The sequence below is a fragment of the Streptomyces sp. NPDC048411 genome, from assembly GCF_040704695.1.
GTDB lineage: Bacteria > Actinomycetota > Actinomycetes > Streptomycetales > Streptomycetaceae > Streptomyces.
In genome coordinates this window covers 40,870-63,430 of sequence record NZ_JBEZKL010000029.1, presented here as the reverse complement: position 1 = coordinate 63,430, position 22,561 = coordinate 40,870, and the positions used below count along the sequence as shown (strand labels likewise).

The 22,561-nt window shown below is 69.8% G+C and carries 16 protein-coding genes and 2 pseudogenes; 8 read left to right on the top strand and 10 right to left on the bottom strand.

Features of this window, described 5'->3' with window-relative positions; genetic code table 11:
* The first annotated feature begins 413 nt into the window (after nt 1-413).
* The 3 genes from AB0915_RS13685 (at nt 414) to AB0915_RS13675 (ending at nt 5,768) form a co-directional block, all read left to right on the top strand.
* The gene (locus AB0915_RS13685) at nt 414-3,674 is read left to right on the top strand and encodes a molecular chaperone Hsp90 (protein WP_366691263.1); all 3,261 of its coding nucleotides are present in this window, start codon (nt 414-416) and stop codon (nt 3,672-3,674) included.
* A 189-nt stretch (nt 3,675-3,863) separates the two neighbouring features.
* Nucleotides 3,864-4,799 carry a hypothetical protein gene (locus AB0915_RS13680; protein ID WP_366691251.1) on the top strand — a complete coding sequence of 312 codons (936 nt, stop codon included), beginning with the start codon at nt 3,864-3,866 and terminating at the stop codon, nt 4,797-4,799.
* A 195-nt stretch (nt 4,800-4,994) separates the two neighbouring features.
* Complete coding sequence (locus AB0915_RS13675) at nt 4,995-5,768, top strand: DUF5707 domain-containing protein (protein ID WP_366691250.1); 774 nt, start codon at nt 4,995-4,997, stop codon at nt 5,766-5,768.
* A gap of 3 nt (nt 5,769-5,771) precedes the next feature.
* On the opposite strand, the gene AB0915_RS13670 is transcribed toward AB0915_RS13675, so the two are convergent.
* Nucleotides 5,772-8,240, bottom strand: coding sequence for an HAD-IC family P-type ATPase (locus tag AB0915_RS13670; protein ID WP_366691249.1), 2,469 nt, complete (start codon nt 8,238-8,240; stop codon nt 5,772-5,774).
* Nucleotides 8,241-8,336: 96 nt separating this feature from the next.
* Nucleotides 8,337-8,636: a DUF2530 domain-containing protein gene (locus AB0915_RS13665; RefSeq protein ID WP_366691248.1), complete on the bottom strand. Its 300-nt coding sequence runs from the start codon at nt 8,634-8,636 to the stop codon at nt 8,337-8,339.
* A 189-nt stretch (nt 8,637-8,825) separates the two neighbouring features.
* On the opposite strand from AB0915_RS13665, the gene AB0915_RS13660 reads away from it, so the two are divergent.
* Nucleotides 8,826-10,280, top strand: coding sequence for an NCS2 family permease (locus AB0915_RS13660; protein WP_366691247.1), 1,455 nt, complete (start codon nt 8,826-8,828; stop codon nt 10,278-10,280).
* Here AB0915_RS13660 and AB0915_RS13655 read toward each other — a convergent pair.
* Nucleotides 10,273-10,464, bottom strand: coding sequence for a ribbon-helix-helix protein, CopG family (locus tag AB0915_RS13655; RefSeq protein WP_358862349.1), 192 nt, complete (start codon nt 10,462-10,464; stop codon nt 10,273-10,275). The genes AB0915_RS13660 and AB0915_RS13655 overlap by 8 nt on opposite strands.
* A gap of 133 nt (nt 10,465-10,597) precedes the next feature.
* Here AB0915_RS13655 and AB0915_RS13650 point away from each other — a divergent pair, with 133 nt between their 5' ends.
* Both AB0915_RS13650 and AB0915_RS13645 read left to right on the top strand, forming a co-directional pair.
* The gene (locus AB0915_RS13650) at nt 10,598-11,038 is read left to right on the top strand and encodes a MarR family transcriptional regulator (protein ID WP_366691246.1); all 441 of its coding nucleotides are present in this window, start codon (nt 10,598-10,600) and stop codon (nt 11,036-11,038) included.
* A gap of 82 nt (nt 11,039-11,120) precedes the next feature.
* Nucleotides 11,121-12,455 carry an MFS transporter gene (locus tag AB0915_RS13645; protein WP_366691245.1) on the top strand — a complete coding sequence of 445 codons (1,335 nt, stop codon included), beginning with the start codon at nt 11,121-11,123 and terminating at the stop codon, nt 12,453-12,455.
* Between the two features lie 76 nt (nt 12,456-12,531).
* Here the strand turns inward: AB0915_RS13645 and AB0915_RS13640 are convergent, their stop codons facing one another.
* Nucleotides 12,532-13,122 carry a Uma2 family endonuclease gene (locus AB0915_RS13640; protein WP_366691244.1) on the bottom strand — a complete coding sequence of 197 codons (591 nt, stop codon included), beginning with the start codon at nt 13,120-13,122 and terminating at the stop codon, nt 12,532-12,534.
* 109 nt (nt 13,123-13,231) lie between these two features.
* Between AB0915_RS13640 and thpR the strand changes: the two genes are divergently transcribed.
* Nucleotides 13,232-13,795 carry an RNA 2',3'-cyclic phosphodiesterase gene (gene thpR, locus AB0915_RS13635; RefSeq protein WP_366691262.1) on the top strand — a complete coding sequence of 188 codons (564 nt, stop codon included), beginning with the start codon at nt 13,232-13,234 and terminating at the stop codon, nt 13,793-13,795.
* Between the two features lie 132 nt (nt 13,796-13,927).
* Here thpR and AB0915_RS13630 read toward each other — a convergent pair.
* Nucleotides 13,928-14,041, bottom strand: a pseudogene (locus tag AB0915_RS13630) (alpha/beta hydrolase); the annotation flags it as partial.
* 196 nt (nt 14,042-14,237) lie between these two features.
* The gene (locus tag AB0915_RS13625) at nt 14,238-15,227 is read right to left on the bottom strand and encodes an aldo/keto reductase (protein ID WP_366691243.1); all 990 of its coding nucleotides are present in this window, start codon (nt 15,225-15,227) and stop codon (nt 14,238-14,240) included.
* 51 nt (nt 15,228-15,278) lie between these two features.
* On the opposite strand from AB0915_RS13625, the pseudogene AB0915_RS13620 reads away from it, so the two are divergent.
* Nucleotides 15,279-15,407 (top strand): annotated as a pseudogene (locus AB0915_RS13620) (aldo/keto reductase); the annotation flags it as partial.
* A 99-nt stretch (nt 15,408-15,506) separates the two neighbouring features.
* On the opposite strand, the gene AB0915_RS13615 reads toward AB0915_RS13620, so the two are convergent.
* The 4 genes from AB0915_RS13615 to AB0915_RS13600 all read right to left on the bottom strand — a co-directional run bounded on the left by AB0915_RS13615 (nt 15,507) and on the right by AB0915_RS13600 (nt 22,479).
* Nucleotides 15,507-17,786: an N-acetylmuramoyl-L-alanine amidase gene (locus tag AB0915_RS13615; RefSeq protein WP_366691242.1), complete on the bottom strand. Its 2,280-nt coding sequence runs from the start codon at nt 17,784-17,786 to the stop codon at nt 15,507-15,509.
* Nucleotides 17,787-18,120: 334 nt separating this feature from the next.
* A complete protein-coding gene (locus tag AB0915_RS13610; RefSeq protein ID WP_366691241.1) occupies nt 18,121-19,557 on the bottom strand; it encodes an MFS transporter in 1,437 nt (478 codons plus the stop codon).
* A 400-nt stretch (nt 19,558-19,957) separates the two neighbouring features.
* Entirely contained in the window at nt 19,958-20,956 is a 999-nt protein-coding gene (locus AB0915_RS13605) for an NEW3 domain-containing protein (RefSeq protein WP_366691240.1), read from the bottom strand.
* Between the two features lie 77 nt (nt 20,957-21,033).
* Nucleotides 21,034-22,479 (bottom strand): Gfo/Idh/MocA family oxidoreductase, encoded by a 1,446-nt coding sequence (locus tag AB0915_RS13600; RefSeq protein ID WP_366691239.1) that lies wholly within the window; start codon nt 22,477-22,479, stop codon nt 21,034-21,036.
* Nucleotides 22,480-22,561 lie beyond the last annotated feature (82 nt).

The window sequence follows — 22,561 nt, the reverse complement described above, 5'->3', positions numbered from 1 at the left end:
AATCGCCGGACGGGCTCGGTGTGGGATTCGGGCGTGTCGTCCTCAAGCGCCGGGCGGGCTGGATGGGGCCGGGGGCGTTCTTCGGGGGCGGAATCGAGCCCGGTCCGGCGGCTGAGGGCAAGGTGTCGAGGACGTGCCGGGTTCGCGGCCCCCGCCGTCGCTTTCGGCTCGCCGAGAAGGTTCCCCGTGTTCTGAAGGGGACGTGACCCGGGCGGTGCCGCGCCGGGGGCATTTCACGCCTGTTCGGCGATGGGGGGACAAGGGTGGTGCCCCACCGCCGCGCCACGCAGGATTGCCGGTCGCGGTACCTTCGGGCGCACACTGGCGGCACGGGTGTACGCGCACGCAGGCGCACACACCCCCGCCGCACACGGGTAACGCGTCACCGGACAGAGCGGAGTCAGAGCGTGAGCATGAATGCGACCGAGGGGGCCGATCCGTTCGGGACGGCACGGCTGCGGCGCGGCGTGCTCGACGCCTGGGGCGCCGGTCCGGCCCGGTTCCGGGAGGACGCCAACGCCGAGGAGGACCTCGCGCTCGGCGGGTACCGCGACCGCCTCGTCGTCGAGCTCGCCCAGAACGCCGCCGATGCGGCCGCCCGCGCCGGCGTCCCCGGCCGACTCCGTCTCACCCTTCACCCCGCCTCGGACACCGGACCCGCCGTCCTCGCCGCCGCCAACACCGGCGCCCCCCTCGACGCCACCGGCGTCGAATCGCTCAGCACGCTCCGCGCCTCCGCCAAGCGCGAGGGTCACGAGTCCGCCGTCGGCAGGTTCGGCGTCGGGTTCGCCGCCGTCCTCGCGGTCAGCGACGAGCCCGCCGTCATCGGCCGGCACGGCGGCGTCCGCTGGTCCCTCGCCGAGGCCCGTGACCTCGCCCGCGAGGCCGCCGTCGGCAGCCCGGGCCTCGGTGACGAACTCCGCCGCCGCGACGGCCACGTACCGCTGCTGCGTCTTCCGCTGCCCGCCGAGGGCACCGCACCGGACGGGTACGACACCGTCGTCGTCCTGCCGCTGCGCGACGGCGTCGCCGAGGACCTCGTCGGACGGCTGCTCGACGCCGTCGACGACGCGCTCCTCCTGACGCTCGGCGGTCTCGAAGAGGTCGTCATCGACACCCCCGAGGACCTACGGACGCTGCGCCGCTCCCAGCACGGCCCGTACACACACATCGACGACTCCGCGTACGGCACGAACCGCTGGCGCACCGTCGCCCAGCACGGGCCGATCGAGCCGGCCCTGCTCGCCGACCGTCCGCTGGAGGAACGGCTGCGCCCGCACTGGTCGGTGACCTGGGCGGTGCCCGTGGACGCGGAAGGGGCGCCGGTGTACCCCCGTACCGCCCCCGTCGTCCACGCGCCGACCCCCACCGACGAGCCCCTCGGCGTCCCCGCCCTGCTCATCGCGTCGCTGCCGCTCGACACCACCCGCCGCCACCCCGCGCCCGGCCCGCTCACCGACTTCCTGGTGCAGCGCGCGGCCGACGCGTACGCCGAACTGCTCGCCGACTGGCAGCCGGTGTCCATCGCTACCCTCGACCTCGTGCCCGGCCCGCTCGGCAAGGGCGCACTGGACGGTGCCGTGCGCGGCGCGATCCTGGACCGGCTGTCGCGCGTCGCGTTCCTGGAGCCCGCCGCCCCGCGCGACGCCGCCGCCGAACCCGAGCAGTGGGACGCCTGGGACGCCGGGGCGGAGAGCGTCCGCGTGGCCACCACCGCGCTGCGGCCGATCGAGGCAGAGGTCGTGGAGGGGGTGGGCGCCGAGACCGTTCAGGTGCTGGCCGAGGTGCTGCCGTGCCTGCTGCCCGCGGGACTTGAGCGCCGGAGCGAACTGCGTACCCTCGGCGTCGCCCGGGTACCGCTGACCGAGGCGATCGACCGGCTCGCCGGTCTGGAGCGCGAACCCGCCTGGTGGTGGCGGCTGTACGAGAGCCTGTCGGGAATCGACCCCGACCGGCTCTCCGGACTTCCGGTCCCGCTGGCCGGAGCGGTGGAGAGCGCGGTGGGCGCCCCGGACATCGCGCCGCCCCGCACCGCCATCGGCCCCCGTCAGGTTCTCCTGCCGCTCCCCGACGCCCTCACCGGCCCGGTCCTGGGCCGACTGGCCCGGCTCGGGCTGAAGGTCGCGCATCCGGATGCCGCCCATCCGCTCCTGGAGAAGCTGGGCGCCCTGCCCGCCACTCCGCGCGCGGTGCTGACGACCCCGCAGGTGCGTGCGGCCGTCGCCGGTTCGCTGGACGCCGGAGAGGTGTGGGACGAGGACGCGCTGGACGCGGAAGAGCTCGCGGACACCGTCCTCACGCTCGTCCGGGACGCCGACCTCGAGCCGGGCGACGAACCCTGGCTCGGTGCGCTCGCCCTCCCCGACGAGGACGGTGAGCCCGCACCTGCCGGTGAACTCGTGCTGCCGGGAAGCCCGTTCGCGAGCATCATGCGCGAGGGCGAACTCGCGCTCTGCGACGAGGAGCTGGCGGACCGCTGGGGTGAGCAGCCGCTGACCGCCTGCGGGGTGCTGGCCACCTTCGCGCTCGTCCGGGCCACCGATGTCGTCCTCGACCCCGATGAACTGGAGCCGCGCGAAGGCGACTTCGCCGAACCCGACGACGCGGGACTGCTCGACGCCGTCGACGTGTGGTGCGAGGACATTCTCGACCAGCTGCAATTGAGTCTGCCGCCGCGCAGCGGTGACGACGAGGGGTGGTGGTCGGGCGACGGGCGGGTCTCCGTGCCGCCCGTCGCCACCGAACTCGTCGCCGTCCGCGACCTCGACCTCGTCGACGACGACGCCTGGCCGCAGGCGCTCGCCCTGCTCTCCCGGCCGCCGCTGCGCGACGCGCTGACCCAGCCGGTGCGGGTGCTGCTCCCGGACGGCACGACCCGATCCGTGCGCCCGTACACCGCCTGGTGGCTGCGCGACCACCCGGTGCTCGACGGCCGCCGCCCGGCGGGGCTGCGGGCCGCGGGCGGCGACCCGCGACTGTCCGGACTGTACGACTCCACCGACGCGACCGGCTTCGACGACGCCCAGGTGCTGCACGCCCTCGGCGTACGGACCTCCGTCGCCGCGCTCCTCGACGAGCCGGGCGGTGCGGCGGAACTCCTCGGCCGGCTCGCGGACGAGGACCGTCCGGTCGGCTCCGTACAACTCCACGAGCTGTACACGGCCCTGGCCGATCTCGACCCGGAACAGGTCACGCTGCCCGACGAGCTGCGGGCCGTGGTCGACGGCGAGGTACGGGTCGTCGACGCGGCCGACGCGCTGATCGCGGACGCCCCCGACCTGCTGCCGCTGACGGGCAGTCTGCCGCTCCTGCCGGTGGCCCCGGCGCGCGCCGCGGAACTGGCCGAGCTGTTCCAGGTGCGGCGGCTCGGTGAGACCGTCGAGGCGGAGGTGACGACGGACGGCGAGGAGCACCAGGTGCCGGAGTCGGTACGGATCCTGCTCGGTGCCGGTACCCCGGACACGTACGTCGAACACGGCGAACTCCGCGCGGGCGGCGTCGAACTGGACTGGCGCCGCACCCCGGACGGGACCGTCCACGCCTCGACGCTGGAGGGTGTCGCGGCGGGTCTGGCCTGGGCGGCAGGTCAGTGGCCGCGCCGTTTCGAGGTCGCGGCCCTGCTGCAGGACCCGTCGCGCACAGAGGAGTTGGCGCGCGACCGCTGGTTCGACTGACAGGGCGGAGGGGGCGGAACGCGTCAATACCCTGGCAGGGTCACGTATTCGCAAAAATGCCCACGGTTCACACAACCGTTCACGCGCCCCATGGGTCTCGATCTGTGAAGTCACCAGGCTTCACAGACGACCTTGGGCCCGGGAACGGACGACCTCCGCGGGCCCCTTCTCCACATTGGGGAATGAAACATGCGTATTCGTGCCACCGTGGCTGCCGTAACCGGCGCCCTGGCCCTCTCCGCCCTCGTCGTTCCGTCTGCGGCTCAGGCCGACGACGCGCACCGCTCCACTGTCCTCGATGCCGCGCGCGCCGCTCAGGCCGCGTCCGGCGCGCAGTCCGGTGCGAAGTCCGGCGCGCGCTCCGTCACCGCTGCCGGGACCGTCGGTGCCCCGCTCGACCTGACCTTCTCCAAGTTCACCGTGAACGGCGGCAAGCCGATCGCCGTGGGTACCTCCGCCACGAAGACCGTGGCGACCACGTACACCGTGACGCACGCCGCCGACGTGAACATCTTCGCCCCCGGCTTCGTACTCGACGTCTCGCTCTACCGCGGTTCGTTCGACAATTCGACGAACGAGCTCTACGGCGCCAAGCCCCCCACCTGCACGGCCGTCTCCTCGACGGTCGCCACCTGCAAGGGGCAGATCGCCATCTCGCCGTACTACGACCTCATCGGCAACGCGGACGCCACGACGTGGAAGGCGATGGGCTTCGCCGTCGACTACAACGGCCAGAACCCGGAGAACCCCGACCCCACCAAGATCGACTTCGCGCTGCAGGACGGCCTGGGTACCACCAAGCTCCAGCGCTTCTCGAAGCTGACGGTCAACGCTTCTCCGGAGCCCGTGAAGAAGGGCAGGACCATCACGGTCACGGGCAAGCTGTCGCGCGCCAACTGGGACACGCTTGCCTACGCGGGCTACTCGGCCCAGCCGGTGAAGCTCCAGTTCCGCAAGAAGACCAGCTCCACCTACACCACGTTGAAGACGATCAAGTCGGGCAGCACCGGCAACCTGAAGACCACGGCCACGGCCACGGTCGACGGCTACTGGCGCTACAGCTTCGCCGGTACGGCCACCACCCCGGCCGTCACCTCCGCCGCCGACTTCGTCGACGTGCAGTAGTTCCACGCCCGATTGCAGGCGTAGTTCCACACGAGCAGCGGGATCTCCGGGAGGGGGTCCCGCTTCTCGTGCCCCCATCCCGTGCGTCCCCGTTCGGCCCGCCGGGTCCACTGACGCACTGACCCATCGGGTCCCGCCGCGGCCGGAGCCACCACGCCACCCGCCCGACGGACCCCTTTCTCCACCGGAGAAGACATGCGTATACGTGCCACTGTCGCCGCCGCGTCCGGCGCCCTGATCCTGTCCGCCCTCGCCGTCCCGGCCGCGCACGCGGCAACGGCGGATCCCGTCATCTCCAAGGTCAGCGTCAACGGCGGCAAGAACACCGTCCTGGGCACCACGGCAGCGAAGACCATCACCGTGTCGGTCACCGCCTCGCACGCCTCCGGCATAGCTGATGGCTGGGTGATCCTGTGGCACGGGAAGAGCCTGGACGAGGGCAGGGACGGCGTGCTGCTGCCGAACGAGGAGGACGCGACCTGCAAGGCCGCGAGCGCCACCACCTCCACCTGCTCGTACACCATCACGATCGACCCGAGGGCCGATCTGACGAAGAACGCGCTGGCCGGCTCCTGGCATGTCCTCGCCGGCGCGGAGGCCAAGGACGGCTCCAGCACGTCCTACGACTCCTACGCCACGGCGAAGATCCAGCGGCTGTCGAAGCTGACGGTCAATGCCTCCCCGGAGCCCGTCAAGAAGGGCAGGACCATCACGGTCACGGGCAAGCTGTCGCGCGCCAACTGGGAGACGCACGCCTACGCGGGCTACACGAGCCAGCCGGTGAAGCTTCAGTTCCGCAAGAAGGGCAGCTCCACGTACGCCACGGTGAAGACGATCAAGACGAACAGCATCGGCAACCTGAAGACCACGGTCACCGCCTCGGTCGACGGCTACTGGCGCTACAGCTTCGCCGGTACGTCCACCACCCCGGCCGTCACCACCGCCGGTGACTTCGTCGACGTGCGGTAACGGCTACGCGGGGAAGCGGCGGCTGACCAGTCTCCAGGTGAACTCCAGGGCAGCCGCCGCCATCACCGCTATCGCCACCGCCGTCCACGGCATGACCGCGCCCACCAGCTTCAGCGCGAAGAAGTTCTGCAGCCACGGCACCACCAGCACGACCAGGAACGCCGCTCCCATCGACGCGACCAGGACGATCCGCCACCAGGTGTACGGGCGGGCGATGATCGCGAGCACCCACATCGAGACCAGGAACAGCGTCAGCGTCGCCACGCTGGTCTCCGCGTCCAGCGCCCCTGCCCCCGTGTAGTAGTGCCGGGCGATCATGTACGTCACGAAGGTGGCGATGCCCGCGATGAGGCCGGAGGGCACCGAGTACCGCATGACTCTGCGGACGAAGTGCGGCTGGGCCCGCTCCTTGTTGGGCGCGAGGGCGAGGAAGAACGCCGGGACGCCGATCGTCAGCGTCGACAGCAGGGTCAGATGCCGGGGCAGGAACGGGTACTCGACCTGGAAGCAGACCACCAGGATCGCCAGCAGCACCGAGTAGACGGTCTTCGTCAGGAACAGGGTTGCGACCCGGGTGATGTTGCCGATCACCCGGCGGCCCTCCGCGACCACCGACGGCAGCGTCGCGAAGCTGTTGTTCAGCAGGACGATCTGGGCCACGGCGCGTGTCGCCTCGGAGCCCGAACCCATCGAGACCCCGATGTCGGCGTCCTTCAGCGCCAGCACGTCGTTGACCCCGTCGCCCGTCATCGCGACCGTGTGGCCGCGGGACTGGAGGGCGGCGACCATCTCACGCTTCTGCTGCGGGGTGACCCGGCCGAAGACCGCGTTCTCCTCCATGGCCGTGGCCATGTCGTCCGGGTCCGCGGGCAGCCGGCGCGCGTCCAGCGTGTGCTCGGCGCCGGGCAGGCCGAGCTTGCCCGCGACCGCGCCGACCGAGACGGCGTTGTCCCCGGAGATGACCTTCGTGGCGACCCGCTGGTCGGCGAAGTAGCGCAGCGTGTCCCCGGCGTCCGGCCGCAGCCGCTGCTCCAGCACGATCAGCGCGGTCGGTACGGCCCGGTGGGCGATCTCCGGCCCCTCCAGCTTGCCCTCGGCGCGCGCCAGCAGCAGCACCCGCAGCCCCTGCTCGTTGAGCTGCTCGATCTCGCCGAGCGCCGGATCCTGGTCCGGGAGGAGCACATCGGGCGCGCCGAGCAGCCAGGTCGACGACCGCCCGTCGGCCTCGACGAACGCGGCGCCGCTGTACTTGCGTGCCGAGGAGAACGGCAGTGTCTCCGTGCACCGCCATGCCTCGCCGTTCGGGGACGGGTATGCGTCGATGATCGCCTGCAGGCTGGCGTTGGGCCGCGGATCGGATGCGCCGAGGGCCCTCAGCACCTGGCGTATGTACGGGTCGTCCACGCCGTTCAGCGCCCGCACCTCGGTGACGTCCATCCCGCCCTCGGTGAGCGTGCCGGTCTTGTCCAGGCAGACGACGTCGACCCGGGCGAGACCCTCGATGGCGGGCAGCTCCTGCACGAGGCACTGCTTGCGGCCGAGCCGTATGACACCGATCGCGAAGGCGACCGAGGTGAGCAGGACCAGGCCCTCGGGGACCATCGGGACGATGCCGCCCACGGCGCGGGCGATCGAGTCCTGGACGTTGCTGTTGTGGACGACGAGCTGGCTGATGATGAGGCCGATCGCGGCCGGCACCATCATCCAGGTGACGTACTTGAGGATCATGCTGATGCCGCTGCGGAGCTCGGACTGGACGAGCGTGAAGCGGGAGGCCTCCTCGGCGAGCTGCGCGGCGTAGGCCTCGCGGCCGACTTTGGTGGCCGAGAACGCGCCGCCGCCCGCGACGACGAAGCTGCCGGACATCACCGGGTCGCCCGGCTGCTTCAGTACGGGGTCGGCCTCGCCGGTGAGCAGGGACTCGTCGATCTCCAGGTTGTCGGCCTCGGCCACCGCGCCGTCGACCACGACCTTGTCGCCGGGCCCGAGCTCGATGAGATCGCCGAGGACGATCTCGGAGGTGGAGATCTCGGCCGCGACCCCGTCGCGCCGGACCGTGGGTTTCGCCTCGCCGATGACCGCGAGGCTGTCCAGGGTCTTCTTGGCGCGCCACTCCTGGACGATGCCGATGCCTGTGTTGGCGATGATCACGAAGCCGAAGAGGCTGTCCTGGATCGGCGCGACGACCAGCATGATCAGCCAGAGCACGCCGATGATCAGGTTGAACCGGGTGAAGACGTTGGCGCGGACGATCTCGCCCATGGAGCGGGACGAGCGGACGGGTACGTCGTTGACCTCGCCGCGGGCGATCCGCTCGGCCACCTCGGCCGCGGTCAGCCCGCTCATGCGGACGACCGGGGCAGGGAGCTTCATCGGGTGGACCGGGTCCAGCTCGGAACCGGCGTCGATCCTGGCCGGCCGGGGCCGACCGGGTGTGTGCTCCCCGGAGGAGCGAAGTGCCCTCTGCGTCATGGTTCCGACGGTACGGGTAGAACGTCCGGTTCACCCGTCGGGGGGGCGAAGATCAGACCGGGGGAGGAGCGGAATGGTCCTCGGGCGGTACGGACGTCAGGGCCGGCCCTGGCCTTCGTCGGTGGCGCCGGACGCGTCAGCCCGTCCGGCCGCGGCGGCCGCCCGCTTGATCGCCGCGTCGCGCCCCCGCACGTACCAGATACCGATCAGTCCGAGCCCGGCACCGGCCAGACACGTCCAGATCCACCACGCGTGACCGTGGTCGTCGAACCAGCCGTAGAACGGCAGCTGCACGAGGAAGAGGACGAACCAGAGGATCGTGCCGCCGGTGATGGTGGCGACGACGGGCCCCTCCAGGGGCTCGGGTGCCTCGTGTATCGGTGTCCACTTCGCCATGGGCTCAGTCTATGCGGCCGGTATGCAAAGCCCCTCGGCCCAGTCGGCCCATGGGTCTACGCGCGGAGATAGCGATCTTCGCCTTATGTATTCATACTGAATCTGCTTACGGCTGGCTCGACTTATTCGTCTGAAAGTCCAAAACTGGCCGCTTTTTTTCCCCTTTTCTACGTACGACTGAGGTCATACATGTCCCCCTCGGCCACCGCTCCGGTCGCCTCCAAGCAGCCTGCGGCTCCGCAGCCGCACGGCGGCCTGGATCGTTTCTTCAAGATCTCCGAGCGGGGGTCGTCGGTCGCGCGCGAGATCCGTGGCGGATTCGCCACGTTCTTCGCGATGGCGTACATCATCGTGCTGAACCCGATCATCCTCGGCAGCGCGAAGGACATGTACGGGCACCAGCTCAACGGCGGTCAGCTGGTCACCGCCACCGTGCTGGTGGCCGCGTTCTCCACGCTCCTGATGGGTGTCATCGGCAACGTGCCGATCGCGCTGGCCGCGGGCCTCGGCGTCAATACCGTCGTCGCCCTCCAGCTCGCCCCCCGGATGAGCTGGCCGGACGCGATGGGCATGGTCGTCCTCGCGGGCATCGTCGTCATGCTGCTGGTCGCGACCGGGCTGCGCGAACGCGTGATGAACGCGGTGCCGACGTCGCTCCGCAAGGGCATCGCCATCGGTATCGGTCTCTTCATCCTGCTGATCGGTCTGGTCGACTCGGGCTTCGTCTCCCGCATCCCGGACGCCGCGCACACCACCGTGCCGCTCCAGCTCGGCAGCGACGGCCACCTCCACGGCTGGCCGGTCCTGGTCTTCATCCTCGGCGCGCTGCTCACCCTCGCGCTGATCGTCCGCAAGGTGCCGGGCGCGATCCTCATCTCCATCGTCTCGATGACGGTCGTCGCGCTGATCATCAACGCGGTCGCCGATCTGCCGGGCGAGGCGTGGGGCCTGACCGTCCCGCAGTGGCCGGGCAATCCGGTCGCCACTCCCGACTTCGGGCTGATCGGTCACGTCAGTCTGTTCGGCGGCTTCGACAAGGTCGGTGTGCTCACCGGCATCCTGTTCGTCTTCACCGTGCTGCTGTCCTGCTTCTTCGACGCGATGGGCACCATCCTCGGCGTCGGCGACGAGGCCAAGCTGATGGACAAGGACGGCAACTTCCCCGGCATCAACAAGGTGCTGTTCGTGGACGGCATCGCGGTCGCCGCGGGCGGTGCGAGCTCCGCCTCCGCGGGAACCTGCTTCGTGGAGTCCACCGCGGGCGTCGGCGAGGGTGCCCGCACCGGCTTCGCGAGCGTGGTCACCGGTCTGTTGTTCACAGTGGCACTGTTCCTGACGCCGCTGGCGACCATGGTCCCGTCGCAGGCGGCCACCCCGGCGCTGCTGGCCGTCGGCTTCCTGATCATCGCGGGTTCGGTGCGGGACATCGACTGGAGCGACTACACGCTCGCCATCCCGGCCTTCCTGGCCATGGTGATGATGCCGTTCACCTACTCGATCACCAACGGCATCGGCGTCGGCTTCATCGCCTTCTCCGTGCTGCGGGTGGCGGCCGGGCGCTGGCGCGAGGTGCCGGTGGCCATGTACGTGGTGTCGGCGGTCTTCGTCTTCTACTACGCGATGCCGTCTCTCGGCCTCACGTGACCTCTTCCGCCCCGTAGAACTTCTGCGTCTCGTCGACGGCCGTCTTGAAGCGCTCGTCGAAGTCGTCCCGAATGAGCGTCCGGACCACATAGTCCTGGACGCTCATTCCGCGTTTGGCGGCGTGCTGCCGGAGCCGGTCGAGCAGCTCACCGTCAAGCCGCAGGCTGAGCACTGTCGATCCCATGGCAAGCAGGGTTAGGCCTCAGAGGTCGCTTGGCGTCACTTTCCGCGCCCAACTCACTCGTTCGGGTGAGTGATCGGGCGTGCGTGTACCACCGAATGGTCTTTAGAGTGGGTAATGAGTTATCCTAATGAACATGCCTGACCTGATCCACGACGGCGACAATGCGGCCGCCGTGAGCTCCCTTCGTTCCGCCGTGATGCTGCTGGGCCGACGCCTCAAGCACCAGCGCGTCGACGAGTCGCTGAGCCCCACCGAGATGTCGGTGCTCGGCACGCTCGCCCGCTGCGGTTCCGCCACCCCCGGTGAGCTGGCCCGCAAGGAGCACGTGCAGCCTCCGTCGATGACCCGCATCGTCGCGCTGCTGGAGGCCAAGGGGCTGGTCAGACTGGAACCGCATCCCGATGACCGTCGCCAGAAGATGGTCAGCCAGACCGAGCAGGCCGAAGCCATGCTCGAGGAGAGCCGCTCCAAGCGGAACGCCTGGCTGGCCACCCTCGCCGAGGGTCTGGACGAGGAAGAGTGGGAGACGCTGCGCAAGGCCGCGCCCGTCCTGGAGAAGCTCGCCCATCTGTGACGGCGGTACCGGACCACGGTCCGGTACCGCCGTCACTGCCTCGTCAGTCAGTGAAAAGTCCACGCCGAGGAGGCGAACCCTTTTGAGTACGGGATCCGGAGCAGACTCCGCCCCCGCACCGACGTCCACCCACGAGAGCAAGCCCGGCGGGACCTTCTCGTCGCTGAAGATCCGCAACTACCGCCTGTTCGCCACGGGCGCCGTGATCTCCAACACCGGTACCTGGATGAGCCGCATCACGCAGGACTGGCTCGTCCTGAGCCTCACCGGGTCCGCCGCCGCCGTCGGCATCACCACGGCCCTCCAGTTTCTTCCCATGCTGCTCTTCGGCCTGTACGGCGGCGTCATCGCCGACCGGCTCCCGAAGCGCAAGCTCCTCCTCGTCACCCAGGCCGCGCTCGGCCTCTGCGGCATCGCCCTCGCCGTCCTCACGCTCTCCGGAGTCGTCCAGGTCTGGCACGTCTACCTGATCGCCTTCCTTCTCGGCATGGTCACGGTCGTCGACAACCCGGCCCGCCAGTCGTTCGTCTCCGAGATGGTCGGCCCGGCCCAGCTGCGCAACGCGGTCAGCCTGAACTCGGCCAACTTCCAGTCCGCCCGGCTCGTCGGCCCCGCCGTCGCGGGTGTCCTGATCACCACCGTCGGCAGCGGCTGGGCGTTCATGTTCAACGGTCTGTCGTTCCTCGCCCCGCTCGCCGGTCTGCTGATGATGCGTACGAGCGAACTGCACAAGGCGGTCGTCGTGCCGCGCGCCAAGGGGCAACTGCGCGAGGGGCTGCGCTACGTCTCCGGCCGCCCCGAGCTGATCTGGCCGATCGTCCTCGTCGGCTTCATCGGCACGTTCGGCTTCAACTTCCCGATCTGGCTCACCGCCTTCGCGGACGAGATCTTCCACGGCGGCGCCGGGATGTACTCGTTCTTCAACATCCTCATGGCGGCCGGCTCCCTGGCCGGCGCCCTGCTCGCCGCCCGCCGCCGCTCCTCGCGGCTGCGGATGCTGGTGGCGGCGGGCACCGCGTTCGGTCTCCTGGAGATCATCGCGTCCCTGTCGCCGTCCGTCTGGCTCTTCGCGATCCTGCTGGTCCCGATCGGCATGATCGGCCTGACGACCAACATCCACGCGAACACGAGCGTCCAGATGGCGGCCGACCCGGCCATCCGCGGCCGGGTGATGAGCCTGTACATGATGGTCTTTGTCGGGGGTACGCCGGTGGGCGCCCCGATCGTGGGCTGGATCAGCGACGCGTACGGCGTCCGGACCGCCATGGCGGTCGGCGGCGCGTTCTCGCTGCTGGCCGCGCTCGGCGTCGGCTTCATGCTGGCCCGCGTCGGCGGCCTGCGCCTCAAGGTCGACCTGCGGCCGGGCCACCCGCATGTGCGGTTCGTCCCGCGCGAGCAGCTGGCGACGGCGGCCTGAGGCCGGTCCGTCACGGACGTGATACGGCCCCGACCGGTGAACCTGCCGGTCGGGGCCGCTGCATGTGCGGAGTACGTCAGTCGCGTGGGAACTCGTCGGTCCTGAGGGTGATACCGGCGGAGGTGTCGGTGAGGTCGATGTCTGTGCCGAAAAGCACGGTCAGCTTCGATCCGTACACGCCGTTCGTGGGATTCCGGAAAACGTGGCACTCGCCGCTGTACCCGTCGGCGATCACGTACACCGGAACGCCCGCCGCCGCGTACGCGTCCTTCTTCGGTCCGTAGTCGTTCATCGCGGTGCCCTTCGAGGTCACCTCGGCCACGAACTCCACACCCGAGAACAGCCAGTTTCCTTTGCTGTCCTTCGCGGCGTCCTCCCTCAGCGCCAGCACATCTGCCGCGAACCCGTTCAGGTGTCCAGGAAAGTCGACCCGCACGTCGGACATCGCGCGCCTGCGTGGATACGTGGCCCGCAGTTGCTCGAAAATGTCGGCAGTGATGTCCCAGTGGGTGTTCCGCTGAGGCGACATGAAGATGTTTCCCCCGACGATCTCGGTCTTGATTCCCTCGGGGACCGGCATCTTCTCGAGCCACTCGAACATGGAGTCCAGAGTCCGCTCGTCGCGCTCTTCGGCCATCTCGGTCCTGTCGGTGTCTACGACGGTCATCGTGGCGCTCCTCCCCGCTGCCGCGAGGGCGCGGGCAGCCACGTAGTGCAACGATACGCACGGTGACCGGGACACACCGTTACGGTGCGACACTCGGTTCATGAGCCGCATGAGACTGTTCGTCGCCGTCCTGCCGCCCGACACCGCCATCGCGGAGCTCCGCCGCGCCGTCGCCCCGCTGCACACCCTTCCGGGCGCCGGTGGCCTGCGCTGGACCGGAACCGACGCGTGGCACTTCACGCTCGCCTTCCTCGGTGTGGTCGACGACGCGCTGCTGCCCGATCTGCACGAGCGGCTGGCCCGCGCCGCCGGTCGTACCGAGCGGTTCCCGCTGCGCATCCACCGCGGCGGCCGGTTCGACGGCCATGTGCTGTGGGCCGGGGCCGCGGGCGGCCTCGACACGCTGAGGCTCCTCGCCGAGCGCGCCGACGCCGCCGCCCGCCGCGCCGGCGTGCCGATGGACGAGCACCGCCGTTACACCCCGCACCTCACCCTCGCCCGCAGCCGCGCCGAGGCGGACCTGCACCCCTATCTGGAGGCCCTGGACACCTTCGAGGGCACACCGTGGGAGGTCGGTGAGGTCGCTCTCGTACGCAGCAATCTGCCGGTCTCCGGGGTGCCGGGGGAGCAGCCGCGGTACGAGGTGGTCGCATCCTGGTCGCTGGGACACTGAGCGGTGCGGTTACGCTCGACGGGTGGACCCGAAGACCAGAAACCGCGTCATGGCGGCCGTGCTCGTGCTGATGTTCGCCGTCGTCGCCGTGGCAGCCGCGCTCGGCGGCTGAGCGGCCGGCACCGGCTCCCGTCAGGCGAGCCCCAACCCCTGGGCGGTCCCCCTCGCGAACGCCTCGGGGTTGTCCAGCATGATGTTGTGCCCGCACTCCGGGACCGGCACGACCCGCACCCCGGCTGCGACGAGACATGGACGCCGCGCTGGACGCAGGCGTCAACTTCTTTGACATTGCCGACTGGCAACCTTGACGCCAGGTTGCACAGCAGCGCATCGCTGACGCTCACCGCTCCTGTGGACCCCGAGTGGAAACGGCGAAGCCGCCGCCTCCAACTCGCTTCGAACGCAAGCAGAAGGCGACGGCCCCTCACACAGACCCGCTACCTCACCATGCGAAGGCTTCGGGAGACGGTCCGGGGCCGGGGAAGATCTCGTCCAGAGACGTCAGCAGCTCCTCGCTCAGCTTTAGCTCCAGGGCGCGCAGCGCCGAGTCCAGCTGCTCCTGCGTGCGTGGGCCGACGATCGGGCCGGTGACGCCAGGGCGGGTCAGCAGCCAGGCGAGCGCCGCTTCACCGGGCTCCAGGCCGTGCTTGTCAAGGAGGTTCTCGTACGCCTGGATCTGCTCGCGCGTCTTGGTGTCCTTGAGCGCGTCGGCAGCGCGGCCGCTCGCCCGGCGCCCCTGTGTGGCCTCCTTCTTGAGAACGCCGCCGAGCAGTCCTCCGTGCAGCGGAGACCAGGGGATGACACCGAGGCCGTAGTCCTGCGCGGCCGGGATGACCTCCATCTCGGCGCGGCGCTCAGCGAGGTTGTAGAGGCACTGCTCGCTGACCAGGCCCATCCGGCCGTGCCGGGCGGCGGTCTCGTTGGCCTGGGCGATCTTGTAGCCGGGGAAGTTGGACGACCCCGCGTAAAGGATCTTGCCCTGCTGGACCAGGACGTCGATCGCCTGCCAGATCTCCTCGAACGGCGTCGACCGGTCGATGTGATGGAACTGGTAGATGTCGATGTAGTCGGTCTGCAGCCGCTTGAGGGAGGCGTCGACGGCCCGGCGGATGTTCACCGCGGAGAGCCGGTCGTGGTTGGGCCAGACGTCCCCGTCGCCCGCCATGTTCCCGTACACCTTGGTGGCGAGGACCGTCCTGTCGCGCCGTCCGCCACCCTGGGCGAACCAAGTGCCGATGATCTCCTCGGTACGGCCCTTGTTCTCACCCCACCCATAGACGTTGGCCGTGTCTACAAAGTTCAGACCCGCGTCGAGAGCGGCGTCCATGATGCCGTGGCTGGTTGATTCGTCTGTCTGCGGACCGAAGTTCATCGTGCCGAGGACAAGTCGGCTGACCTTGAGTCCGGTGCGTCCGAGCTGCGTGTACTTCATGGGCCACAAGCCAACTGCTTCGAGTCCGCTCCAGGCAAGGGCATCAGGTGCCCGCGCACGCGGGAGCAGCTGGACTCGGCGGTGCGCGCGGTGGACCTCGAGCTGTCGGACGAGGTGCTCGCGTCCCTGGACGAGATCTTCCCGGGCCAGGGTCCGTCGCCGGAGGCCTTCGCCTGGTAGGCGACGCGGCCGGCGGAACGCCTGAGCCCGGCTCTGCGACACAGGTGCGCGGAGCCGGGCTCAGGTCATGCGGGTACGTCCGTCAGCGGACCGCAGCGGCTACTTGAGGTAGACGAGGCCGTCCGTCGTGACCGCCGGGCGGCCCGAGGTGGCGACGACGACGATCTTGACGGTGTGCTTGGCGCTGGTGGACCAGCTCTTCGTCCACAGGGCGTCGCGGTACTTGGTGGTGGACGACTTCAGGTCGACCGTGGCCACCTTCGTACCGTCGACATACACGTACGCCTGACCGGACGTTGAGGCGCGCGAGACCACCCAGGCAGCCGAGCGGCCGGTGAACGTCCAGCTCAGGCTTGCGCCCTTGGCGGAGCTGGAGTACGACTTGCCGCCCAGGTACGAGGACGAGGACTTCGTCGTCCAGGTGCCGGTCTTCGTGGCCGAGGTCTCCTGGAGGATGACCGGGGTGCCGGCGACGGAGGCGGCCGCGGTGTTGCCCGCGAGGTCGTACGCGCTCATGGACCACGTGGTCGCCACGCCGGACTTCGCGGTGTGCGAGGCGCTCGTGGTGGTCGGGCCGTAGGTCTTGGCGACCGGCGCGGTCAGCCGGACCTCCTTGAGCGCCGCGGTGTCGGTCGCCTTCCACTTCAGGGTGAGCGGGACGGCGGTGGTGTCCACCGTGCCGGTGCGCAGATCGAGGCTGGGCTTGGTGGTGAAGCTCGGCGCCGTCTGGTCGGCGACCACGGTCGCCGCGGCGGACAGGGACGTCTTCCCCGACTGGTGGGTGGCGCGGACCTGGACCGTGTGCGTGCCGGCGCCCAGGGTGGCCTTCGCCGAAGTGGCGGTGCCCGCGGTGCTGGCGACGCTCTTGCCGTCGACCAGCAGCTCGTACTTGGAGATGAAGGCGCTCGGCGTGCTCGCCGACCAGCCGACCGTGATCGCGGACTTGGTGTAGTACGACGTCCCGGAGAGCGTGGCGCCGGTCACCGACTTGATGGCCAGTCCGGTGACGGGGCCCGCGGCGAGGCTGCGGATCGCGGGCAGCTGCCCGTACAGCTTGGTGCCGGGGCACTCGGTCGCGAAGCCGTCGCGGTGGCCGGAGATCTGTTTGAAGGAGTACTGCGTACCGGCGGTGAACTTGGTGCCGGCGAGGTTGCTGCCGGTGGCTCCCGCGGTGAGCATGGTGCTGCCCGCCGGGTCGCCCTTGTACTGGCCGAGCTTCCACGCGGCGATCCGGGCCACCGAGGTGGTCACCGCGCTCGGGGCGGCCGTGTCCGTGTACGTACCGAGGACCGCGATGCCGGCCGTCTGCCGGTTGAAGCCGTAGGTGTGCGCGCCGAAGACCGGCCGGTCCACCCCGCCCTTACGGCCCTCGAAGATCGTCCCGCACTTGTCGACCAGGAAGTTGTAGCCGATGTCCTTCCAGCCGTTGCTCTTGACGTGGTACGCGTACACGCTGCGCACGACGGCCGCGGAGTCGGCGCACGAGTAGGTGTTGGTTCCGGCGGTGTGGTGGACGAAGACCGCCTTGACGGTGTCCGTGTATTCCGGCGCCTCCGGGCTGATCGACTCGTCGGCGCCCCAGCCCGCACGCGAGGTGATGGGCGGCTTCGGCACGGTCGACGGCGGCGCGGGCGGCAGCGACGCGGACGGCGAGGTGCTCGCGGTCGGCGAGGAGCTGTTGCTCGGCGTGGGCGCGGGGCTGTCCGTCGCCGTCTCGGAAGGTGTCACGGACGGCGTCTCGGATGCCGGGGCGGTGTCGGGCTCCGTGGCCGTGGGGCTCGGTTCCGAGCTGTCCGTCGGATCGGCCGCGGGGGAGTCGGACGATGACGGGTCGTCGGTGGGGGCGTCGGTCTCGACGGCGAAGGCGGCCGGGGCCGCGTGCAGCGACGAGCCCTTGCCGGGGTCGACGGTGTCCAGCCGCAGCCCGGCGGGCAGCTTCGCGGAGACCTTGGCGCCCGCGGTGACGCGTACCTCGACACCGTTGGACGGGCCGACCCACCGCGGTTCGGTGGACCCGCGGACGCCGGGACCCGCCTCCATACGGCCGTCGATGTCGGTCTCCAGCGGCGTCCAGGAGGTCCAGGTGCCGTTCGCGACCGACCTGGTCCGTACCTCGACCGCTCCCGTCACCTTCGCGGCCGGGTCGGTCCAGGTGACCCCCAGCATGCTGAACGGTGCGGTGTCCCGTCGGCCGAGCGACGCGGAACTGCCGTCCGCGGCAACCTTCAGCTCCGTCTTCCGTACGTCGGTCCTGACCGGACCGGCCTTGCTGTCACTGTTGTCTGCGGAGTCGCCGGTCACGTTCTGGAACACCACGAAACCTGCCACGGCTGCCGTTGTGACGGCAGCCGTGGTCCAAATTTTTCGGTGCGATCTCACGTCGTATCCCTCGGGGTGTCACGGGGGGTGGCTCGGGGGGTGGCAAGCAGCCGTTCGAATCACGGCGTTGGCACAGCTTTCCATGACCGTCCGACAGCCCGTCCCGCACCCCCGGCGACTAGGGCATTTCTTTGGAATCGAGCCCCATCGGGGAGCCCGGCCTGATCCGAGAAAAGGGTCCTGGTGCCGCTCCGGCTGCGTGATCCGCAGGGACCGCCGCCGGGGCCGACCCGGAATGGTGTGCCAGGCGGCCCTGCGCGTGTGCCAGTGATCGGCCGCGAACCCTGCGGGATTCGCGGCCGATCGCGTGTGCGGTGAGAGTGTCGGCCGGTGGTCAGGCGACGGGGGACGTTTCCGGCTCGGGCTGCGCGGCCGGCTGCTTGGCGCGCAGTGTTGTGAGGGCGAGGGCGGCTCCGGCGGCGGCGATGGCGGAGGCACCGAGGAAGGCTGCGGAGAATCCGTCGGTCAGGGCGGATGCGTTGCCGAGCTGGTCGGCGCCCTGGGAGGCGGCGATGGCGGTCATCGCGGCCAGGCCGAGGGCGGAGCCGATCTGGTAGCTGGTGTTGACGATGCCGGAAGCCAGGCCGCCCTCTTCCGGGCGGGCGCTGGAGATGGCCGTGCCGAGGGAGGGGATGAAGGCGAGCGACATGCCGACGGCGGCGAGCAGTGAGGCGGGCAGCACGTCGACCGCGTAGGAGCCGTCGGGGCGGACGAAGGACAGCCACAGCATGCCGGCGGCGAGCGCCACCATGCCGGAGACGATCATCGTGCGCGGCCCGAAGCGGTTCATGAACCGGGGCGCGAACACGATCATCATCAGCATCACGGCGCCGGTCATCGGCAGCAGGGCGGCTCCGGAGGCGAAGGCTCCCAAGTCGAGAACCTGCTGCAGGTAGAGGTTCAGGAAGAACCACATCGGGATCCACGCCCCGGCCAGCAGCAGCTGCGCGAGGTTGGCGCCGGCGAGGTTGGGCGTGCGCAGGATGCTCAGCCGCATCAGGGGTGCACGGCTCTTGGCCTGACGAGCGACGAACAGTCCGGTCAGCGCGATTCCTGCGATCATCACCAGCCAGGTCTCGCCCGCTGCCCAGCCGACCTCGGGAGCACGGACCACCGCGTAGACGATGGCGCCGAGGCCGGCGGTGACGGTGAGCGCGCCGAGAATGTCGATCGAGCCGCGCGCGGGTGGGGCGGAGGGCATCAGGCCCACAGTCGCCACCAGGGCGAGCACGGCAACAGGGATGTTGAGGTAGAACACCCACGGCCAGTTCGTGTACTGGGTGATGACGCCGCCCAGGAAGACGCCTGCCGTGCCGCCGGCCGGCGCGGCCGCGCCGTAGAGGGCGAACGCCTTGGTCAGCTCCTTCGGGTTGGATCCGAACAGCATCATCAGCAAGGTCAGCGCGGAGGGCGCGATCAGCGCCGAGCCGGCGCCCTGCACGGCGCGCCCGGCCAGCTCCACCCACACCTCGTTCGCGAGCCCTGCCATCAGCGACCCGACGGCCAACACCGCCCAGCCGGCGCTGAATACCCGCTTGGCGCCCAGGAGATCGGACAGCCGGCCACCCAGCAGCAGCAGTCCGCCGAACGCGATGACGTAGGCGTTGAACACCCAGGACAGATTGCCTTGGGTGAACCCCAGGTCGGTCTGCATCTCGGGCAGGGCCACTCCAATGATGGACGTATCCATGATCACCATGAACTGCGCCATGGCGATCAGTGCCAGCCCCCACCATCTGCGCGGGGACGGCTGCGGCGATGTTGCGGACATCTCACTCACCTCACATACTCCTGGGGGGTATCCCTGAACGCGAGAAAACATACCCCCTAGGGGTATTGGATGGCAATGGATCGGAGCGCATTTCCGCGAAGGCGGGGCATGCCTGTGAGAAGAAGGCGGTTCATGTCGGCTGCCGCGCGCCGCACGGTCAAATCGCCTGATGCGGAGCGTGGTTGACGTAGCTGCGTACAGCCCCGGTGCTTCGCCGCCTTCAGACCTCGGTGGCCGCCGCGCAGACTGTGCCACGCCTTTGGCTGCTCACAGATCCTCCCGGGGAGGACCGGGCCGCCGTGCCCCCTGTCGGCATCGGCAACGGGGATGCTTCAACAACCGCGCCGGCCGGCGGAGGATGTGTCCTCCGCCGGCCGGCGCACGTGGTGTTCGAGGGGAGTTACGGAGCCAACGCGATGTCGAAGAGATGGATGCTGGCATTGGCCGGGAGCACCACGAGTTCGACCTGCTTGGCCGGGTCCAGGGCGATGGAGTGCGCGAAGACCCGGTAGGCGATGCCCGCGTTGCCGTACCCATCCGGACGGTTGCGGCCGTCCGACGACTTCACAAGCGTCGCGCCGTGTGCCGTGTCCTCCTGGAACGACCAGTTGGGGAAGCCGATCGACCCGGTGGTGCTCGACCCGTCGGCATAGATCACCGTCGCTGTGCCGGCGGCCCCGAAGCCGACGCCGGAGCCGAGGAAGACCAGCTTGCTGCCCTTTCCGGCGACCTTCACGGCCTGTCCGGTGCTCGACACGCTGTTCTTGGTGCCGGGGGCCGCGGCAGGCCAAGTCAGCTGGGCGCCGAGGGCGCTGACGGACGCTCCGGGCGTCAACCCGACCGCGGCGAGCTTCTGCGCGGAGAAGCTGTTGCCCTCACCGTCGAAGTTACCGGCCTTGGTGTCGTTCTCGTCGGTGATGGCGACCTTGTTGTACGCGTCGGAGAGGCGAGCCAGCGCGGAGCCGGAGCGCTCGACCCGCGTGCCGGTGGCGGCACCCTGGCCGTCGCCTCCCTTGTAGGTGGCGGTGGCCGTGAACGTGCGCATGACGAACCCCGTGCGCTGTTCGGGCACCTGGATCCGGAACTCCGCCGTGGCCGTGGCACCCGGCTTGTACGTTCCGTCGACGTTGACCGCCGCGGGTTGCACGGCCCAGCCGGCGGGGCCGTTGAAGGTGACATTGAGCCGGCTCAGGCGCTCGGGTCCCGCGTTGGTGACGGTGACCTTCACCTCCGAGATGGCAGGGCCGTTCAGGTCGATGGGGGCGATCGTCACCTGGGTGCGCGCCTCGGATGCAGCCGGGTCCTGCGGCGCGGCGCTCGCGGGGGTGGAGGTGAACGCCGCCGCCGCCACCGCCAGGGCCGCCGCGGCTCTGCGGGCTGCGGTCACATGTACGGACATGAATGCTCGCTCCTTCTCTTACGGTTCGGGCAGTGCTCGGCCAGGGTTCAGGGGGCAGGGCTGGACGTGGGCCGGAGTCACACGGGCGGCATCTCGACCATGCGCGAGTCGAGGCCGAGACGGAGGTTCACCCACGCACCCCGGGTGAAGTCCGGGATCGCTACCGGCTTGCCGTCCTTCTCCAGGGACATGACGCTCAGCGGCACCGACGCGCACCAGGCCGCCGAGTCGTACACGTCGATGTCGGGCACGAGGCCGGCCCGCATCAGCTGCACGGTGCGCCACTGCATGACGTAGTCCATGCCACCGTGGCCGCCGTTGTTCGCGGCGTCGTCGCCAATCTTCTTCCAGAGCCAGTGGTCGAACTCCTTGCGGTACGACTCGAAGTCCCGCCAGGCGTCGTCGCCGTGGTCGGGCTCGAAGTAGATCCGAGCACCGGTGGAGGAGTCTCCGGCGTAGTCCTCGAAGATGCCGCGGCTGCCGGCGAGGCTGTTGATGCGGCTGTACGGGCGGGGCTCGCTCACGTTGTGCTCGGCGCGGATCGTCCGGCCGTTGGCGGTCTCGATCATGCAGGTGACGAGGTCGCCATTGATGTAGGTCTCGTTCCACGAGGGGTGGCCCTTGGGGACGAAGCGCTCGCGGTAGTCGGCCAGGCCCTTCGGAGCGGTCGCGGTGGCGCGCAGCGTGGTCATCCGGTCGCCGCGGTTGATGTCCATCGCCGCGGCGATCGGGGCGAGACCGTGCATCGAGTAGAAGGAGGCGATGCTGCGGGTGTGCCACAGGCGGCGCCAGGAGTCCGTGTAGTACGTGTCGGAGAACAGCAGGGCGCGCAGGTCGTGCAGGTAACCGCCGTGGCCGTTCGTGACGTCACCGAACACTCCGTCGTGCGCCATCTTGAGCATGGCCAGCTCGTTGCGGCCGTACGAGCAGTTCTCGGCGAGCATCAGGTGCCGTCGGGTCCGCTCGCAGGTGTCGACCAGGTCCCACAGCTCGTCGAGCTGGGTGGCGATGGGAAGTTCGACGATGACGTGCTTGCCGGCCAGCAGCGCGGCCTTGCCCTGCGGGTAGTGGAACTCCCAGGGTGTGGCGATGTAGACGAGGTCGATGTCGTCCCGCTTGAGCATCTCGGCGTACGAGTCGGCGGAGCCGCCGAACTCGGCGGGGCGCGGCTTGCCTGCCTTGACCAGGTTGTCCGCGACGCGCTTGGCGCGGTCCGCGCGGATGTCGCAGACGGCGGTGACCTGACAGCCGGGCACGGCGGACCAGCCCGGGGTCATGCTGGCGCCGCGGTTGCCGAGGCCGATGACGGCGACCCGGACGGTCCGGTGCGCCTCGTACGGCACGTTGATCATGGAGGTCTGGCCGGCGGTGCGGCGCGGCTCGGAGGCCGTGACCGCACCGGAAGCGCCCGGCGCGGCGAGCGCGGGGGCGGACCCGGCGGCTCCGAAGCCGATGGCGATCGCGCCCGTGGCCACCGCCCCTCCGAGAACCGATCGCCGCGAGACTGCGGGGACTTCAGACATGAAGGACTCCAGATTCGACGTGGTCGGGATCACTGGCGGGACGACTGTGACGCGCGTTACATATGCATGTCAATAGATGATT